The sequence below is a fragment of the Actinomadura rubrisoli genome, assembly GCF_004349215.1.
GTDB lineage: Bacteria > Actinomycetota > Actinomycetes > Streptosporangiales > Streptosporangiaceae > Spirillospora > Spirillospora rubrisoli.
The window spans coordinates 37,322-53,145 of record NZ_SMKU01000010.1; the positions used below are offsets into that span (position 1 = coordinate 37,322).

A 15,824-nucleotide genomic window follows, 5' to 3' on the forward strand; every position below is an offset into this window, starting at 1 on the left:
AGTCAACCACGAATTGACAACCGGAATCCAGATTCCGTATCGTTCCCGGGCATAAGCGGAAGCGGAATTCGACTTCCAGTTAGGAGCGCCGCATGACCGCACGGCACCGGGGCCTCGCCCTGGCCCTGCTCGTCACCGTCCAGTTCGTGCTGGTCCTCGACGCCTCGATCGTCAACGTGGCGCTGCCGTCGATCGGCCGGGACCTGCACTTCGACCAGGCCGACCTGTCCTGGATCGGCAACGCCTACACGCTCGCGTTCGGCGGGTTCCTGCTGTTCGGCGGCCGGATCGCCGACCTGGCGGGACGGCGCCGGATGTTCGTCGCCGGGATCGCCCTGTTCACCCTGGCCTCCCTGGGCGGCGGCCTCGCGCCCAATGCCGGGACCCTCGTCGCCGCGCGTGCCGTCCAGGGCCTCGGCGCCGCACTGGCCGCGCCCGCCGCCCTGTCTCTGATCATGACGCTGTACGCGCCGGGACCCGAGCGCAACCGCGCCCTCGGCCTCTTCGGAGCCGTCGCCGGGGCGGGCGGCGCGGCCGGCGCGATCCTCGGCGGGCTGCTCACCGACTGGTTCGGCTGGGAGGCGGTCCTGTTCGTCAACGTGCCGATCGGCGCCGCCGCCGTCGCGCTCGCGCCCGTCCTGCTCCCCGAGGCCCGCGACGAGCACGCCCGCGGCTTCGACCTGCTCGGCGCCGCGTCCGTGACCGGCGGTCTGGCACTGCTCGTCTACACGCTGGTGGACGCGAACGACGCCGGGTGGGACTCCGCGCAGACCTACGGGTTCGGCGCCGCGGCGGTCGTGCTTCTCGCCGCCTTCGTCGTGGTGGAGGCGCGCGTCCGGCACCCCCTCGTCCCACTGGGGATCTTCCGGGGGCGCGCGCTGAGCGGCGGGAACCTGGCGGCCATCCTGATGACGATGGCCGTCTTCCCGATGTTCTTCGTGATGACCATCTACCTCCAGCAGGTGCTCGGATACGGGCCGATCAAGGCGGGGCTCAGCCAGCTCCCGGTGGCGGTGTCGATGGCGCTCGGCGCCGGGGCCGGGTCCCAGCTGGTCACCCGGTTCGGCGCCCGCGCGCCTCTGGCGGGCGGGCTGGCGATCACCTCGGCCGGGCTGGCCTGGTTCGCGCAGCTGTCCGCCCCCGGCGGCTACGTGGCGGACGTCCTCGGGCCCTCGATCGTGATGGGCATCGGCGGCGGGATCGCCTTCGTGGCCGTCACCATCGCGGCCACGGCGGGCGCGTCGGCGGACGAGTCCGGCCTCGCGTCCGGGCTCATCAACACCACCCAGCAGATCGGCGGCGCGCTCGGCCTGGCCGCCGTGGTCGCGGTCTCGACCGCCGCGACGAAGGACGCGTTCTCCGGCGGGGAGCGTGTCCCGTCCGTCGCGCTGAACGAGGGGTTCCAGGCCGGCATGCTCACCAGCGCGGGCATGGCCATCGCCGCCGGTCTGGCCGCGCTGCTGCTGGTTCCGGGCCGTCCGAGGGACGAACCGCCGCCGGCCGCCGCAGAACCCGTCCTCGTGGACGATGCGCCGGCGGGGGAGCGATAGCTATATGGCGCGTGAGCGGGGCGGCGCTTGGCTACCGTTGGGGCCATGACATCCGAAGTGAATCCCCGTACGCGACGGCAGGGGCCGGCGACGCTGCGCGGGCGAGCCGTCCCGCAGACGACCACCGACCAGCGGCTCCTCGACAGCCGCGGGACCGTCGACTGGCTCCACGCCGACCCTTGGCGCGTGCTGCGGATCCAGGCGGAGTTCGTCGAGGGCTTCGGGCTGCTGGCCGAGCTGCCGAAGGCGGTCAGCGTCTTCGGCAGCGCCCGCACCAAGCCCGGGTCGGAGGAGTACGAGCTCGCGGTCGACATCGGCGCCCGGCTGCACGACGCCGGCTACGCCGTGATCACCGGGGGCGGCCCGGGGATCATGGAGGCGGCCAACAAGGGCTGCGACGAGAACGGGGGCGTGTCGGTCGGGCTCGGCATCGAGCTGCCCTTCGAGCAGAAGCTGAACGACCACATCGACATCGGGCTGGAGTTCCGCTACTTCTTTGTGAGAAAGACCATGTTCGTCAAGTACAGCCAGGCGTTCGTGGTGCTCCCGGGCGGCTTCGGGACGCTGGACGAGCTGTTCGAGGCGATCACCCTCGTCCAGACCAAGAAGATCACCCGGTTCCCGATCGTGCTGGTCGGCACCGAGTTCTGGGGCGGCCTGCTCGACTGGGTCCGCAAGGCGATGCTGCCGTCCGGCAAGATCTCGCCCGAGGACATGGACCTCATCCACCTCACCGACGATCCGGACGAGGTCGTCCGGATCGTGGTGGACGCGCACATCAGGGCCGAGCAGCGGCTCCAGGAGGAGGCCGCGGTGGAGGCCACCGCCGCCGAGGCCGGAGACGGCACCTGATGGCCCCTGGCGAGCCGTCAGGGAAAGGCGGCCCCGCAGGGCTGGCGGTGTGCGTGTTCTGCGCGTCCAGCAGCAAGATCGACCGGATCCATGTGGACCTCGCGGCCGAGGTCGGCGCCGAGCTGGCCCGGCGCGGGCACAGCCTGGTCAGCGGCGGCGCCCAGGTGTCGTGCATGGGCGCCGTCGCCCGCGCCGCGCGGGCCGGCGGCGCCCGCACCGTCGGGGTGATCCCCGAGGGGCTGGTCAGCGTCGAGATCTCCGACGAGGCCAACGACGAGCTGATCGTCACCCCCGACATGCGCTCCCGCAAGGGCGAGATGGACCGGCGCAGCGACGCGTTCCTCATCCTGCCCGGCGGGATCGGCACGCTGGAGGAGCTGTTCGAGGTCTGGACGGCCCGCGTCCTCGGCATGCACCGCAAGGCGCTGGTGATCCTCGATCCGACCGGCGTGTACGACCCGCTGCGCGAGCTGATGAACGGGCTCGCCGAGCAGGGCTTCGCCCGTCCGAAGATCTTCGACGCCATCGGCTGGACGGGCTCGGTGGACGAGGCGTTCGACCTCCTGGAGCGTTCCCAGCCCCGCATCGAGGCCACTCCCGAGGACTACGCGGAGGCCGAGCTCTGACCGTGCCCGGCCGGCGACCCGCCGTGACCCCCGGGGCTCCCCGGCAAGATTGCCCTGGGGGTTTGCCGTTCGTCGGCCGTTCGTTCATCCTCGGTTCAAGGGCGCGGACCAGGCTCCGGCGTGATCCCCTTACGTTGAAGGAGTGCCCATGTCCGTGACCCGTCGCGGAGTCGTCAAGGGCGGCGCGGCCGGCGCGCTGTCCATCGCCCTCGCCGGAAGTCTCGACTCGATCTTCCAGACCTCCGCGGGTGCCGATGTCGGTGAGGCGTACGGCTACGGCCCGCTCATCCCCGACCCCAAGGGCGTCCTGGACCTGCCCAAGGGATTCTCCTACAAGACGCTGTCGACGGAGGGCGACCCCATCTCCGACGGCGTCGTCGTGCCCGGCCACCACGACGGCACGGCCACCTTCCCCGGAAGCAGGCCGCACCGCACCCGGCTGGTGCGCAACCACGAGCAGAGCAACAACGGCACCCGCGCCGTGGCGCCCGCCGCGCTGACCTACGACCCGGCGGCCAACGGCGGCACCACCACCCTGGAGGTCGACCGCCACGGCGAGCTGCTCTCGCAGTACGTCAGCCTCGCCGGGACGTCCACGAACTGCGCGGGCGGCCGCACCCCCTGGGGCACCTGGCTCACCTGCGAGGAGACCGAGGGCTTCACCGGCCAGACCAAGTCCCACGGCTGGGTGTTCGAGGTCGACCCGCACGGTAAGCGGACCAAGCCCGTCCCACTGACGGGCCTCGGCCGCTTCGCCCACGAGGCCGTCGCCGTCGACCCCCACACGCTCACCGCCTACCTCACCGAGGACGCCGCCAAGCCGTTCGGGCTGTTCTACCGGTTCCGCCCCCGCACGCACCGCGGCGGCTACCACGCCTACCTCCAGGGCGGGCGGCTTGAGGCGCTGAACGTCCGGGACGTCCCGGACCTGTCGCTCGTCCAGGAGCCCGGCACCAAGCTCCACGCCCGCTGGGTGGCCGTCCCGGACCCGTCCGCCAAGACCACCTCCGTGCGCAAGCAGTTCGACACCATCACCCGGAGCCAGAAGCTCGAAGGCGCCTGGTGGGGCCACGGCAAGGCGTACTTCGTCTGCAGCTACTCCAAGAAGGCCGACGGCGCCGCCGCCGACCACGCCGGGCAGGTCTGGACCTACGACCCGCACCGCAACGAGATCGAGCTGGAGCTCGTCTTCAAGCCGGGCGGCCGCTTCGACGGCCCGGACAACATCACCGTCTCCCCGTACGGCGGCGGCGTGATCCTGGCCGAGGACGGCGACGGCGAGCAGCACCTCATCGGCACCACCAAGAAGAACAAGCCGTTCGCGATGGCCCGCAACGCCCTCAACGACAGCGAGTTCACCGGTGTCACGTTCTCCCCGGACGGGAAGATCCTGTTCGCCAACCGCCAGGAGGGGCCCGGCGTGACGTTCGCCATCACCGGCCCCTGGCACCGGCTGCGCGGCTGACCCACCGGAACCGGCGCGCCGGCCAGCGGGACGCTCCGCTCATGCGACCCCATGCCCTCAAGCGTGGCACGATCGGTATGTGGATCGTCGGCAGATCGGAGCGTGATCGTGGTTGTGGTCCTCGTCCTGGCCGGCGCGGCGGTGCTGGGCGCCGTCGTCGTCCTCGCCATGGGCCGCGGCGGCGGGCTGGCCGAGACCCATCCCGACTACCCGCCGCTCCCGTCGTCGGACGGCGGGATGGCCGCCGGGCCGGCCGCCGGGTTCCCGCACCTGCCGCGCGGCATGTGGGGCTACCAGGTCACCGTGACCGACGAGGCCCTGCGCGGCCTCGCCCACGCCCTGTCCGAGCGCGACGCCCGCCTGGCCTCCCTGGAGCAGCAGGTGGACGACCTGCGCCACCGCCTGGGCGGCCACGAGCAGGTGGGCGCCCTCCACGGCATCCAGGAGCAGACCGCGGGGAACGGCCCCCTGCCCTCGCTGCAGCGCGAGACCCCCGAGGACGCCGCGGACGAGCCGGTCGGCGGCGGCGCGGAGGACCGTCCGTGAGCACGGTCGCCGTCCACGCCGAGGCTACATCGGACGCCCCGCCCGAACGCCTCTTCGCCGTCCTGACCGACTGGCCCAGGCACGCCGAGTGGATGCCCTTCACCCGCGCCGAGGGCGGCCACGAGGCCGGCGCCGAACTGGCCGCGTGGACGGGCCTCGGCCCCGTCGGGTTCGTCGACACCATGGTGATCACCGACTGGCGTCCCGGCAGCCGCGTCGCCGTCCGGCACACGGGCCGCGTGGTGCGCGGCGAGGCGTGGTTCGAGGTCGTCCCGTACGGCGGGGGAAGCCGCGTCGTCTGGGCCGAGCGGGTCGACCTGCCCCTCGGGCCCCTCGGCCGCGCGGGCTGGCTCGCCGCGGGTCCGATCGTGCGGGCGTTCATGGGCCTCGGGCTCCGGCGGCTCGGACGGCTGGCCGGTTCTGTCGGCGGCGTGAGGTAGAACGGGTCGGTGAGCACAGCGATCCGAGGCGAGGACGGGCTGGCCCGATGCCCGTGGGGGCTCTCGGCCCCCGACTACGTCGCCTATCACGACAACGAGTGGGGCCGCCCCGTCCGCGACGACCAGGGCCTGTACGAGAAGCTCTGCCTGGAGGCATTCCAGTCCGGGTTGTCCTGGCTGACGATCCTGCGCAAGCGGGAGAACTTCCGCGCGGCCTTCCACGGCTTCGACCCCGAGAAGGTCGCCGCGTTCGGCCCGGACGACATCGAGCGCCTCCTGGCCGACGCGTCGATCGTCCGCAACCGCGCGAAGATCGAGGCGGCCATCGCCAACGCCAGAGCCGCCCTCGACATCCCCGGCGGCCTCGCCGCGACCGCCTGGCGCTACGCCGACCCCAACGCCCCCGCCCACGCCGACATGGCCGACGTACCCGCCTACACCGACGGCTCCAAGGCCCTGGCCAAAGACCTGAAACGCCACGGCTTCCGCTTCGTAGGCCCCACCACCGCCTACGCCCTAATGCAGGCATGCGGCCTGGTAAACGACCACCTAACCGGCTGCTTCCGCCGAAGCCCCAACAACGCCGCGAAGTGAACCCTGCCCGACGATCAATCTGACGCCGAGGCTCGCAACAGCCGGTTGTCACCTCAGGTGCCGACAACCCCAGCGTTGCGATCGCGTGCGAAGCCAGGTTCGAGCTTGCGAGAACCTGATCGCGCAGCGAGCCCCTGGGCGAGTCGGAGCGATGCAGCGATTCGCCGCAGTGCCCGTTGAAGGAGGGCGTTCAACGCCCGACGCCGAGGGCACTGCAATGAGCACACCCCTACTCTTAGCGGCCTTCGAAGGTGGGTTGCTGCTTCTTCAGGAACGCCTCCGTGGCGTTGTGGTGGTCGGCGGTCTTTTCGCACAGGTCTTGCAGGACGGCCTCCTTCTCCAGGGAGGACGCCAGATCGCCCGTGGCCGCGTGGTCCAGGGCGGCCTTGACCGCGCCGTAGGACACCGTCGGGCCGGCCGCCAGCCGGCGTGCCAGCTCCACGGACGCGGGGGCCAGCTCGTCCGCCGGGACGACCCGGCTCACCAGGCCGATCTCCAGGGCCTCCGGTGCCTTCACCGGCTCGCCGAGCAGGAGCAGCTCCGCCGCCTTGGCGCGGCCGACCAGGCGTTGCAGGGTCCATGACATGCCGCTGTCGGGCGCGAGGCCGATCCCGGTGAACGCCGTCGCGAAACGGGCCTTGTCGGACGCCACGACCAGGTCGCACGCGAACGCCAGCGACGCCCCGGCGCCGGCGGCCACGCCGTTCACCGCCGCGATCACGGGCTTGGCCATCCCCGTGATCGCCAGGACGATCGGGTTGTAGTGCCTGCGGACGGTGTCGTCCAGGCCCCGCCCGGCGGCCAGGTTGTCGCCGTGCTCGCGCAGGTCCTGCCCGGCGCAGAAGGCCCGTCCCGCCCCCGTGAGGATCACCGCGCGGGCCGAGGCGTCGGCCGCAGCGTGCTCGACGGCCGCGCGGAGCGCCTCCTTCATCTCGACCGTCAGCGAGTTCATCGCATCCGGACGGTTGAGTGTGATTGTTCCCACACCATCCGTCACGTCGTAAAGCACGGTCTCAGACATCGCTGCCCTCCCGGTCGGCCGGTGATACACCCAGGCAACGATCGACGAAACGGGAGGCCGCGGGCAAGAGCCGCGCCGCCTCGGTGCCGAAGAAGCGCGCCGCGCGGGTGCCCGGCCACCCGGCGGGAAGAAGGTCCGCGGGCAGTCCCGGGTCCCGGAAAAGGAATTTGCGCCATTCGTGGACCAGCCCGCTGCGCATCGCGAAGGCGTGCTCGTCGGAGTCGGGCGGGGCGGCCAGCGCGGCCTCGGCGTCGGCGAGCCAGCGCTCGTAGGAGCGAGCCAGGCCGTCCAGGTCCCAGGCCCGCGCAACCAGGCCGTGCGCGTCGCCCTCGTAGGCCGACCGGAACCGCTCGGCGCGCACGGATTCGGCGGCCAGCAAGGGATCCAGCTCGGGGGAGGACCTCGGCCCGATCCAGGTCGTCTCGTCCAGCCGGGCGTAGCCGAGGTAGGTCAGACCGGCGGTGAGCCGCTCGCGCCGGGCCCGCTCGCGCACCCGCTCGACCACCAGCAGGTGCCAGTGGCCGTCCCAGGGCTCCAGGTCCCGGTAGATCCGGTGGGCGGCGTCGTCCATGCGCCGCAGGCCCCGCGGGGTCAGCGCGTAGCCCGGCCCCCGGGGCAGCCGGACGGGTTCCAGCCATTCCTGGCGCACCATTCGGGACACGGCCGTCCGGACGGCGGGGGCGGCCACGCCGAGCGCCGCCATGAGCCGCACGAGCGCGGCGATCGGGGCTTTTCCCCCGCGCTGGCGAAGGTGGTCCCCGTACAGATCGAACAGCGCCGAACGAGCATTCATGATTCCAGTCTTCCGATCTGGAGGCTGATCGTTACCACTTCGCGCCCGGAAGACGAGATAATGGACCACTACTGATGACGCGGATGCGACAGGCGGCCACGCGGCCAACGGTGCCCGGAGGCCCCACGCGGCCCTGGCAGGAAGGGGATGCACGCATGGCGGCGATGAAGCCGCGGACGGGAGACGGTCCGCTCGAAGTGACCAAGGAGGGGCGCGGAATCGTCATGCGGGTCCCGCTGGAGGGCGGCGGCCGCCTCGTGGTCGAGCTCTCCGCAGACGAGGCCAAGGAGCTCGGCGAGGCCCTCAAGGAAGTCGTGGGCTGACGGCTCCGCCTTCTTCCGGCTTTGAGGTGACGGTCCCGGCGGCATCGCCGGGACCCTCGCCGTTCCCGTACCAGGCACGACCCGGCGGCATCCGCGCCCACCCGCGAACCGATTGAGGGGGACCCACCACCATGCCCATCGAGACCCGCGTCCACGGTGCCGGCGGCACCGTGTCGCAGACGGCGGACGAGCTCGGTGCCGAGGCGGTGGCGGTGCCGGTCAGGTCCGGGCCCGTGGCGCCCGCCGCGGAGGTCGCGGCGTCGCTGCCGTTCACGCTGGACGAGCTGCTGGCGCTCCACAAGGCCAAGGGCGAGCCGGGCGAGGTCGTCCCCACCCAGGTGCGGGTGGGCGGCAAGGTGCGGGAGCTGCTGCTGTACGGGGTGGGCGAGGCGTCGCCCGCGGACCTGCGCAAGGCGGGCGCCGCCCTCGCCCGGCGCGGCCGGGGCCGCGCGGTCCTCGTCGCGGGCGTGCCGTCCGGCGATCTCGCCGCCTTCGTCGAGGGCGCGCTGCTCGCCTCGTACGAGTTCAAGATCGGCGCGCCGTCCCCGAAGGGGCCGCTCGGGGCGCTCGCCGTGCTGACCGAGGCCGGGCCCGAGGCCGACGCCCCGGCGATCGAGCGCGGCACGGCGCGGGCCCGGGCCGCCGCGCTGGCGCGCGACCTCGCCAACACCCCGTCCGGCGAGAAGGACCCCTCCTGGCTGTCCGCGCGGGCCGGGCAGGTCGCCGCCGACGCCGGCCTCACCGTCCGCGTCCGCGGTGAGAAGGAGCTGGCGGAGGGCGGCTTCGGCGGCCTGCTGGCCGTCGGCGCCGGGTCCGCGCGGCCGCCCCGCCTGATCGAGATGTCCTACGTCCCGGAGCCGGACGGCGACGCGCCCGGACGGCACGTCGTCCTGGTCGGCAAGGGCATCACGTTCGACAGCGGCGGCCTGTCGCTCAAGCCGAACGACAACATGAAGCTGATGAAGACCGACATGGCGGGCGGCGGCGTGGTGATCGCCGTCATGAGCGCCCTGCGCGCCCTCGGCGTCCGCGCCCGCGTGACCGGTCTCGTCGCCGCCGCGGAGAACATGCCGTCGGGCTCGTCCATGCGGCCCGGCGACGTCATCGCCCACTACGGCGGGACGACGTCGGAGGTGCTCAACACCGACGCCGAGGGACGGCTCGTCCTCGCCGACGCGCTCGCCTACGCCGACGCCGAGCTGGACCCCGACGTCATCGTGGACGTGGCGACGCTGACCGGCGCGGCCAAGGTCGCGCTGGGCCTGCGCACCGGGGCGCTGTTCGCCAACGACGACGCCCTGGCCCGGGCCCTCACCGAGGCCGGGGCGGCGGCGGGCGAACCGGTGTGGCGGCTGCCCCTCGTCGACGACTACCGTCCCGCGATCGACTCCGACGTCGCCGACATCAACAACATCGGCCGTCCCGGCTACGGCGGCGGCTCCATCACCGCGGCGCTGTTCCTGCGCGAGTTCGTCGGCGACCGCGCGTGGGCCCACCTGGACGTGGCGGGCCCGGGACGGTCCGCGTCCGAGGACGCCGAGATCACGCGCGGCGCGACCGGCTTCGGCGCCCGCCTCCTGCTGGACTGGCTGACCGCCTAGCGCCTCCGGAATAAACCCGCTGCTCAGAGGGGGCGGCGGGTTTCTTCATGTCCGGGACCAATCCGCCGCTCACCGGGCTCCGAATGCTCCCCGTGACGGAACGACAACGGACGCGGGAAGCGGCAGCGGGGGTGCCCCTCGGGGCGCTGATCGGGCTTCTCGCGGGCGCGGCGGCCCTCGGCGTCGCCGAGCTGGCCGCCGCGTTCACCGGGCCGCGCTCCGCCCCGCTGATCGCCGTCGGCGGCACCGCCGTCGACCTGACGCCCGAATGGCTGAAGGACTTCGCGATCCGCACCTTCGGCACCCACGACAAGCAGGTGCTCCTGGGGACGGTCGCGGCGGGCGCGGTCGTCTGCGCCGCGCTGATCGGCGTGCTGGCCCGCCGCCACCGCGTCCCCGCGTCCGGCGGGCTCGCCCTGCTGGGCCTCGCCGGGGTCGCCGCCGCGCTGACCAGGCCGTCCACCACGGCGGTCGCGGCCGTTCCGGCGCTGGCCGGCACCGCGGCCGGTGTCGCGGCCCTCCTGCTGCTGTCCGCGAGGGCCGCCCGGGCGGCCGCGGCGCACAGGGCATGCGGTGACCGGCGGGGATTCCTGTTCGGCGCGGGCGGGACCGTACTGGTGGCCGCCCTGTCCGGGACGGCCGGACGGCTGCTCGCCGGGCGGCGCAGCGTCGCCGGGGCCCGGCGGAACCTGCGGCTCCCGGCACCGAGCAGCCCGGCCGCCCCGCTGCCCGCCGGTGCCGGTCTCCGCGTTCCCGGCGTCACGCCGTTCGTGCCGCCCGGCCGCGACTTCTACCGCGTCGACACCGCGCTCGTCCTGCCCCAGGTCGACCCCGGGACGTGGACGCTGCGCGTGCACGGGATGGTCGACCGCCCGTTCGAGATCACCTTCGACGAGCTGCTGCGGCTCCCGCTGCTGGAGCGCGACATCACCCTGACCTGCGTCTCCAACGAGGTCGGCGGCCCGTACGCCGGGCACGCGCGCTGGCTCGGCGCGTCGCTGCCGGAACTGCTGCGGCGCGCCGGGGTCCGCTCTGGGGCCGACCAGGTGCTCAGCCGGTCCGCCGACGGCTTCACCGCGAGCACCCCCATCGAGACGGTCATGGACGGGCGGGACGCGCTGCTGGCCGTCGGCATGAACGGCGAGCCCCTCCCCATCGCCCACGGGTTCCCCGCCCGGCTGGTGGTTCCCGGGCTGTTCGGCTACGTCTCGGCCACCAAGTGGGTCGTGGACCTCAAGGTCACCCGGTTCGCCGACGACAGGGCGTACTGGACGCGGCGCGGCTGGGCCGACCACGCCCCCGTCCACACCATGGCGCGCATCGACGTGCCCGGCGCCCTCAAGCGGGTCCGGGCCGGATGGGTGCCGGTCGCCGGGGTGGCCTGGGCCCAGCACCGCGGGATCGCCGCCGTCGAGGTCCGCGTGGACGGCGGCCCCTGGCGGCGGGCGCACCTGGCGCCCGTCCCGAACACCGACACGTGGCGGCAGTGGTTCCTCGAATGGGACGCCGCCCCCGGCACCCACCGGCTGGAGGCGCGGGCGACCGACGCCACCGGCGCCGTCCAGACCGAGCGGCGTGCCGACCCCTATCCGTCCGGTGCCACGGGATGGCACTCGGTCGTGGTCACGGTCACATGACCTGCCCCATCCGGAAACGCGAGAACAGGAGCACACCATGAGGATCCGTGCACTCGGAGCCGGCGCCCTCGCCCTCGGGCTGGCCCTCGGCCTGGCGGCCTGCGGCGGGGACGACGACGGAGGCGCCGGCGCCGCCGCGGCGACGTCCGCCGCCCCCGCGCCGAGCACCCCGGCCGCGCCGGACGCCGCCGCGTCCGGCCCGTTCGGACCCGCCTGCTCCACCATCCCGAAGTCGGGCGAGGGCAGCTTCACCGGCATGGCCGACGACCCGGTGGCGACCGCCGCGTCCAACAACCCGGCCCTGTCCACGCTGGTCACCGCCGTGAAGAAGGCCGGGCTGGCGGACACGCTGAACTCCGCCAAGGACATCACCGTGTTCGCGCCGACCAACGACGCGTTCGCCAAGATCCCGAAGAAGGACCTGGACGCGGTGCTGGCGGACAAGAAGAAGCTCACCGCCGTCCTCACCTACCACGTGGTCCCCGGCCGCCAGGCGCCCTCGGCGCTCGGAGCCGGCGACTTCAAGACGCTGCAGGGCGGGACGGTCGCCACGTCCGGCTCGGGGGAGTCGTACAAGGTCGCGGACGCGTCGGTGGTGTGCGGGAACGTCCCGACCCGGAACGCGACCGTCTACATCATCGACTCGGTGCTCATGCCGAAGTGACCTAGCGGAGAAATCTTCGAGCATGGCCAATCCGCGGTCCGCCGGGGGACGAACAAGCACTGTGGAGACGAGTCACGCCCGATCGCCCCGCCCCTGGCACCGGGGCCGCGGAGCCGAGCCGCAGGACGAGCTGGCGGTGCTGCTGGACCAGGTCGCCCGGGGAGACGAGTCCGCGTTCGCGCGGGTCTACGATCTCGTCGCGGGCCCCGTGTACGGGCTCGTCCTGCGGGTCCTCCGGGATCCGGCGCAGTCGGAAGAGGTCGCCCAGGAGGCCCTGATCGCGCTGTGGCGCACCGCGTCGCGGTTCGATCCGGAGCGCGGCAGCGCGATGTCGTGGGTGATGACGCTCGCCCACCGGCGGGCGGTCGACCGGGTGCGGTCGGCGCAGGCCGCCACGGACCGGGAGCAGCGGGCTCACCGGGCCTCCGTTCCCGCGTTCGACGAGGTCGCCGAGGAGGTGGAGGGCCGGATGGAACGCGACCGGGTCCGGCGCTGCCTGGGCGGCCTGACCGAGTTGCAGCGCGAGTCGGTGACCCTCGCCTACTACGGCGGCTACACCTACCGTGAGGTGGCCGACCTGCTGAAGGTGTCGCTCGGGACGGTGAAGACGCGGATGCGGGACGGGCTGATCAGGATGCGCGACTGCCTGGGGGTGGAGCGGTGACCCACGCTTCGCCGGCGGTCCACGCGCTCGCGGGCGCGTACGCGCTCGACGGGCTCTCCGAGACCGAGCGCCGCCAGTTCGAGGACCACCTCGGCGAGTGCGACGAATGCGCGCAGGAGGTGCGCGGCCTCCGGGAGACCGCCGCGCGGCTCGGAGTGGCCGCCGCTGTCCCGGCACCGGCGGGGCTGCGCGCGCGTGTGCTGGCCGATGTGGCCAGGACCCGCCAGACCCCGCCCTATCCGGAAGCGGGCGCCCGCTTCCGGATGGGACGAAGCGCTCCGCGCCTGCTCGCCGTGGCCGCCGCGGCCTGCCTGGTCATCGCGGTCGCGTTCGGGGTGGTCGCCCAGCGCGCCGACCAGCGCGCCGACCGCCTCCAGGCGTCGCGCGACCGGGTCCACTCCGTGCTCTCGGCCCCGGACGCGCGGGCCGTCACAGGCCCGGTGGGGACGGGCGGTCAGGGCACTGTCGTGGTGTCGCGGCAGCGGAACAGGGCCGTCGTGGTCATGGCGGGGCTCCCATCCGCGCCAACGGCCCGGACGTACGAGCTGTGGCTGATGGGGGCTGGGGCGCCCCGTCCGGCGGGGCTCATGAGGAGGGCGTCCGGGCCGGTGGTGCTGGAGGACGTGGGGGCCGCGACGCAGGTGGGGCTCACGATCGAGCCGGCCGCCGGGTCCCGCGCGCCGACCACTCCGCCGATCTTCGCCGCCGCCCTGCCCGGCTGATCGCCGGGGACGGTCACACGGTCCGGCGGTCGATCACCGGGACCGGGCGGCGGCGCCTGGCCTGCTTGACGATCTGCGGGAGCGTGGCGTCCCAGCCCCGCTCCACCACGAAGCACCAGCGGACGGCCTCGGCCGTCGCCGGGACGTCCCGCATGGTCAGCGCCACCAGCTGCGGCCGCTCCGCCGTCCGGGCCATCTCCGCCAGCTCGGCGGTCGGCAGGAACACCACGTAGTCCAGCTCGCCCTTGCGGCCGCCCGGGACGCCGCGCCGCAGCGCCGCGATCGCGCTCACGTCCGTCCAGGGCAGCGTGCGGCCGGCCCCGCGCGGCAGCGGCCAGCGGGCGGGACGGCGCACCCCGGCGGCGCTCAGCTCCAGGACGGGGCGCCGGGCGAGCATCCCCCCGCCCGAGACGAGCAGGCCCGTCCCGAACAGGGTGATCCCGGCCACGCCGAGCAGCAGGAACGCCAGGCTGCCCACGCCCATGCCGCGCATCACCGCACCGGCGACGAACCCGATCGAGGCCAGGAAGAGGATCAGCAGCGCGAGGAGCTGCCAGACGGCCCACCAGGTCACCCGGTTCCGCACCCCGAACACCGCACCGCCCGCGCCACCGCCTCCGCCGGTGGCGCCGCCCGTATCGCCGCCCGTGTCGCCTGCCGAGGCGGACGGGTCGGGGCGATCACCGGTGCGGCCCATCGGGGTCAGTCGCGCCTCACCGCGCACAGGAGCCCGTCGCCCACCGGGACCAGCAGCGACACCAGCCGCTCGTCGTCGCGGACCATCCGGTGCACCTCGCGGATCGCCTCGGTCGTCGGGTCGCGCCGGGACCGGTCGGCCACCTGATGGCCCCAGAGCGCGTTGTCGAACGCGACCACGCCGCCCGGCCGCAGCAGGCGCAGCGCGGCCGTCAGGTACTCGGGATACTCCTGCTTCACCGCGTCGCAGAACACCATGTCGTAGGCGCCGTCGGTGAGGCGCGGCAGCACCTCCAGCGCCCGCCCGGTGATCATCCGGGTACGGGACGCGCCGAGGCCCGCCTCGCGGTAGGCCAGCTTGGCCAGCCGCTGGTGCTCGGGCTCCACGTCGACGCTCGTCAGCACCGCGTCCTTGGCCATGCCGCGCAGCAGCCAGATGCCGGACACGCCGCAGCCGGAGCCCACCTCGACGACCGTCCGGGCGCCGATCAGGGTCGCCAGAAAGCGCAGCGCCGCACCGCCGGCCGGGCCGATCGCCGACGCGCCGACCTCCTCGCCGCGGCGCCTGGCGCTCAGCAGCGCCTCGTCTTCGGGGAGGAACTCCTCCACGTAGGCCAGGGTGGCCTGAATGGCGTCGATGGCTGCCTCCTCGCGGGACCCCCGCCTGGCTCATGCTGGAAAGACCATATCGCTGACGGGGAACCATCTGGAGTTCCAGCGCGTTCTAACCAGCGACGGAGCCCACCGGCCAGGTGTGCCCCGCAGGAGCACCGAGTCGGTCCAGAACCGCCCCAGCCCAGGCGAGACCGTGCCGTTCCAAGGCGACAGCCTTGGCTCACAAGAGAGGAACAGCCCGGCACCATGGGAGTCGCAGCACTGAGTTTTAGAGGCGCTGTGGGGGTTGGCACGCGAGAGAACGCCCCCGAGGCCGAATGGGCGCCGCCGTCCTGGGACGAGGTCGTCCGCGAGCATTCCGCGCGCGTGTACCGGCTCGCCTACCGTTTGACCGGCAACCAGCACGACGCGGAGGACCTCACTCAGGAGGTCTTCGTCCGCGTCTTCCGCTCCCTGTCGAACTACACGCCAGGGACGTTCGAAGGCTGGCTGCACCGGATCACCACGAACCTGTTCCTCGACATGGCGCGACGCCGCCAGCGCATCCGCTTCGAGGGCCTCGCCGACGACGCCGCCGAGCGGCTCCAGGGCCGCGAGCCCACCCCGGCGCAGGCGTTCGACGACAACAACTTCGACGCCGACGTCCAGGCGGCCCTCGACGCCCTGGCCCCCGAGTACCGGGCGGCCGTGGTGCTGTGCGACATCGAGGGCCTGTCCTACGAGGAGATCTCCGCGACCCTCGGCGTCAAGCTGGGAACCGTCCGCAGCCGCATCCACCGCGGCCGGGCCCAGCTGCGCGCCGCGCTGGAGCACCGCGCGCCGACGCGGCGCCGGCCGGGCACGAGGAACGAGTACCAGCTCATGACCGCGGAGACGGCCGAGGCCGCCGAATCGGCCGCGACGGCCGAGCCCGCGCACACCGCCGGCGTGCCGGCCGGAGGCGTCCGGCCACAGCCGGAGGCCGTGTAAAACGGAAACGACCGCGCGCGACAACGGGACCGCGCGTGACCGAATG

General features: G+C 73.5%; 18 protein-coding genes. 14 read left to right on the forward strand and 4 right to left on the reverse strand.

The genetic code is table 11. The features are described from left to right. Positions 1-92: 92 nt before the first annotated feature. The 7 genes from E1298_RS04510 to E1298_RS04540 all read left to right on the forward strand — a co-directional run bounded on the left by E1298_RS04510 (position 93) and on the right by E1298_RS04540 (position 6,073). Positions 93-1,550, forward strand: a complete 1,458-nt coding sequence (locus E1298_RS04510; protein ID WP_131889471.1) for an MFS transporter — start codon at positions 93-95, stop codon at positions 1,548-1,550. 45 nt (positions 1,551-1,595) lie between these two features. After that, the gene (locus E1298_RS04515; protein ID WP_131889472.1) at positions 1,596-2,402 is read left to right on the forward strand and encodes an LOG family protein; all 807 of its coding nucleotides are present in this window, start codon (positions 1,596-1,598) and stop codon (positions 2,400-2,402) included. Next, on the forward strand, positions 2,402-3,028 hold the full coding sequence (locus E1298_RS04520; RefSeq protein WP_131889473.1) for an LOG family protein: 627 nt from the start codon (positions 2,402-2,404) through the stop codon (positions 3,026-3,028). The genes E1298_RS04515 and E1298_RS04520 overlap by 1 nt, the downstream gene beginning before the upstream one ends. A gap of 148 nt (positions 3,029-3,176) precedes the next feature. Beyond that, positions 3,177-4,493 (forward strand): alkaline phosphatase PhoX, encoded by a 1,317-nt coding sequence (locus E1298_RS04525; RefSeq protein ID WP_131889474.1) that lies wholly within the window; start codon positions 3,177-3,179, stop codon positions 4,491-4,493. A 102-nt stretch (positions 4,494-4,595) separates the two neighbouring features. Next, positions 4,596-5,039: a hypothetical protein gene (locus E1298_RS04530; protein WP_131889475.1), complete on the forward strand. Its 444-nt coding sequence runs from the start codon at positions 4,596-4,598 to the stop codon at positions 5,037-5,039. Beyond that, a complete protein-coding gene (locus E1298_RS04535) occupies positions 5,036-5,479 on the forward strand; it encodes an SRPBCC family protein (RefSeq protein WP_131889476.1) in 444 nt (147 codons plus the stop codon). Before E1298_RS04530 ends, E1298_RS04535 begins: the two co-directional genes overlap by 4 nt. A 9-nt stretch (positions 5,480-5,488) precedes the next feature. Next, entirely contained in the window at positions 5,489-6,073 is a 585-nt protein-coding gene (locus E1298_RS04540; RefSeq protein ID WP_131889477.1) for a DNA-3-methyladenine glycosylase I, read from the forward strand. A gap of 235 nt (positions 6,074-6,308) precedes the next feature. On the opposite strand, the gene E1298_RS04545 is transcribed toward E1298_RS04540, so the two are convergent. Together E1298_RS04545 and E1298_RS04550 are read right to left on the reverse strand one after the other, a co-directional pair. After that, positions 6,309-7,094 (reverse strand): enoyl-CoA hydratase-related protein, encoded by a 786-nt coding sequence (locus E1298_RS04545; RefSeq protein WP_131889478.1) that lies wholly within the window; start codon positions 7,092-7,094, stop codon positions 6,309-6,311. Then, positions 7,087-7,887, reverse strand: a complete 801-nt coding sequence (locus E1298_RS04550; protein WP_131889479.1) for a PaaX family transcriptional regulator — start codon at positions 7,885-7,887, stop codon at positions 7,087-7,089. Before E1298_RS04550 ends, E1298_RS04545 begins: the two co-directional genes overlap by 8 nt. 155 nt (positions 7,888-8,042) lie before the next feature. Here E1298_RS04550 and E1298_RS04555 point away from each other — a divergent pair, with 155 nt between their 5' ends. The 6 genes from E1298_RS04555 to E1298_RS04580 all read left to right on the forward strand — a co-directional run bounded on the left by E1298_RS04555 (position 8,043) and on the right by E1298_RS04580 (position 13,498). After that, positions 8,043-8,210 carry a DUF3117 domain-containing protein gene (locus tag E1298_RS04555; RefSeq protein ID WP_075022250.1) on the forward strand — a complete coding sequence of 56 codons (168 nt, stop codon included), beginning with the start codon at positions 8,043-8,045 and terminating at the stop codon, positions 8,208-8,210. 131 nt (positions 8,211-8,341) lie between these two features. After that, entirely contained in the window at positions 8,342-9,811 is a 1,470-nt protein-coding gene (locus E1298_RS04560; RefSeq protein ID WP_131889480.1) for a leucyl aminopeptidase family protein, read from the forward strand. Positions 9,812-9,894: 83 nt separating this feature from the next. Further along, positions 9,895-11,448 carry a molybdopterin-dependent oxidoreductase gene (locus tag E1298_RS04565; protein WP_131889506.1) on the forward strand — a complete coding sequence of 518 codons (1,554 nt, stop codon included), beginning with the start codon at positions 9,895-9,897 and terminating at the stop codon, positions 11,446-11,448. A gap of 37 nt (positions 11,449-11,485) precedes the next feature. Beyond that, positions 11,486-12,112 (forward strand): fasciclin domain-containing protein, encoded by a 627-nt coding sequence (locus tag E1298_RS04570; protein WP_131889481.1) that lies wholly within the window; start codon positions 11,486-11,488, stop codon positions 12,110-12,112. A 22-nt stretch (positions 12,113-12,134) separates the two neighbouring features. After that, positions 12,135-12,776, forward strand: a complete 642-nt coding sequence (locus tag E1298_RS04575; protein WP_131889482.1) for a sigma-70 family RNA polymerase sigma factor — start codon at positions 12,135-12,137, stop codon at positions 12,774-12,776. Further along, the gene (locus tag E1298_RS04580; RefSeq protein ID WP_131889483.1) at positions 12,773-13,498 is read left to right on the forward strand and encodes an anti-sigma factor; all 726 of its coding nucleotides are present in this window, start codon (positions 12,773-12,775) and stop codon (positions 13,496-13,498) included. The genes E1298_RS04575 and E1298_RS04580 overlap by 4 nt, the downstream gene beginning before the upstream one ends. Positions 13,499-13,511: 13 nt before the next feature. Here the strand turns inward: E1298_RS04580 and E1298_RS04585 are convergent, their stop codons facing one another. Together E1298_RS04585 and E1298_RS04590 are read right to left on the reverse strand one after the other, a co-directional pair. Next, positions 13,512-14,195: a hypothetical protein gene (locus E1298_RS04585; RefSeq protein WP_243725379.1), complete on the reverse strand. Its 684-nt coding sequence runs from the start codon at positions 14,193-14,195 to the stop codon at positions 13,512-13,514. Between the two features lie 5 nt (positions 14,196-14,200). Continuing rightward, positions 14,201-14,803, reverse strand: coding sequence for an O-methyltransferase (locus E1298_RS04590; RefSeq protein WP_131889484.1), 603 nt, complete (start codon positions 14,801-14,803; stop codon positions 14,201-14,203). 252 nt (positions 14,804-15,055) lie between these two features. Between E1298_RS04590 and sigE the strand changes: the two genes are divergently transcribed. Next, positions 15,056-15,778: an RNA polymerase sigma factor SigE gene (gene sigE / locus E1298_RS04595; protein ID WP_243725380.1), complete on the forward strand. Its 723-nt coding sequence runs from the start codon at positions 15,056-15,058 to the stop codon at positions 15,776-15,778. Positions 15,779-15,824 lie beyond the last annotated feature (46 nt).

Bases quoted from the DNA above. Each gene is read 5' to 3' on its own strand.
- E1298_RS04550 (WP_131889479.1), bottom strand. From the start codon at position 7,887: ATGAATGCTCGTTCGGCGCTGTTCGATCTGTACGGGGACCACCTTCGC.
- E1298_RS04555 (WP_075022250.1), top strand. From the start codon at position 8,043: ATGGCGGCGATGAAGCCGCGGACGGGAGACGGTCCGCTCGAAGTGACC.
- E1298_RS04570 (WP_131889481.1), top strand. From the start codon at position 11,486: ATGAGGATCCGTGCACTCGGAGCCGGCGCCCTCGCCCTCGGGCTGGCC.
- E1298_RS04575 (WP_131889482.1), top strand. From the start codon at position 12,135: ATGGCCAATCCGCGGTCCGCCGGGGGACGAACAAGCACTGTGGAGACG.
- E1298_RS04565 (WP_131889506.1), top strand. From the start codon at position 9,895: ATGCTCCCCGTGACGGAACGACAACGGACGCGGGAAGCGGCAGCGGGG.
- E1298_RS04585 (WP_243725379.1), bottom strand. From the start codon at position 14,195: ATGGGCCGCACCGGTGATCGCCCCGACCCGTCCGCCTCGGCAGGCGAC.
- E1298_RS04545 (WP_131889478.1), bottom strand. From the start codon at position 7,094: ATGTCTGAGACCGTGCTTTACGACGTGACGGATGGTGTGGGAACAATC.
- sigE (WP_243725380.1), top strand. From the start codon at position 15,056: ATGGGAGTCGCAGCACTGAGTTTTAGAGGCGCTGTGGGGGTTGGCACG.
- E1298_RS04510 (WP_131889471.1), top strand. From the start codon at position 93: ATGACCGCACGGCACCGGGGCCTCGCCCTGGCCCTGCTCGTCACCGTC.
- E1298_RS04560 (WP_131889480.1), top strand. From the start codon at position 8,342: ATGCCCATCGAGACCCGCGTCCACGGTGCCGGCGGCACCGTGTCGCAG.
- E1298_RS04520 (WP_131889473.1), top strand. From the start codon at position 2,402: ATGGCCCCTGGCGAGCCGTCAGGGAAAGGCGGCCCCGCAGGGCTGGCG.
- E1298_RS04515 (WP_131889472.1), top strand. From the start codon at position 1,596: ATGACATCCGAAGTGAATCCCCGTACGCGACGGCAGGGGCCGGCGACG.
- E1298_RS04525 (WP_131889474.1), top strand. From the start codon at position 3,177: ATGTCCGTGACCCGTCGCGGAGTCGTCAAGGGCGGCGCGGCCGGCGCG.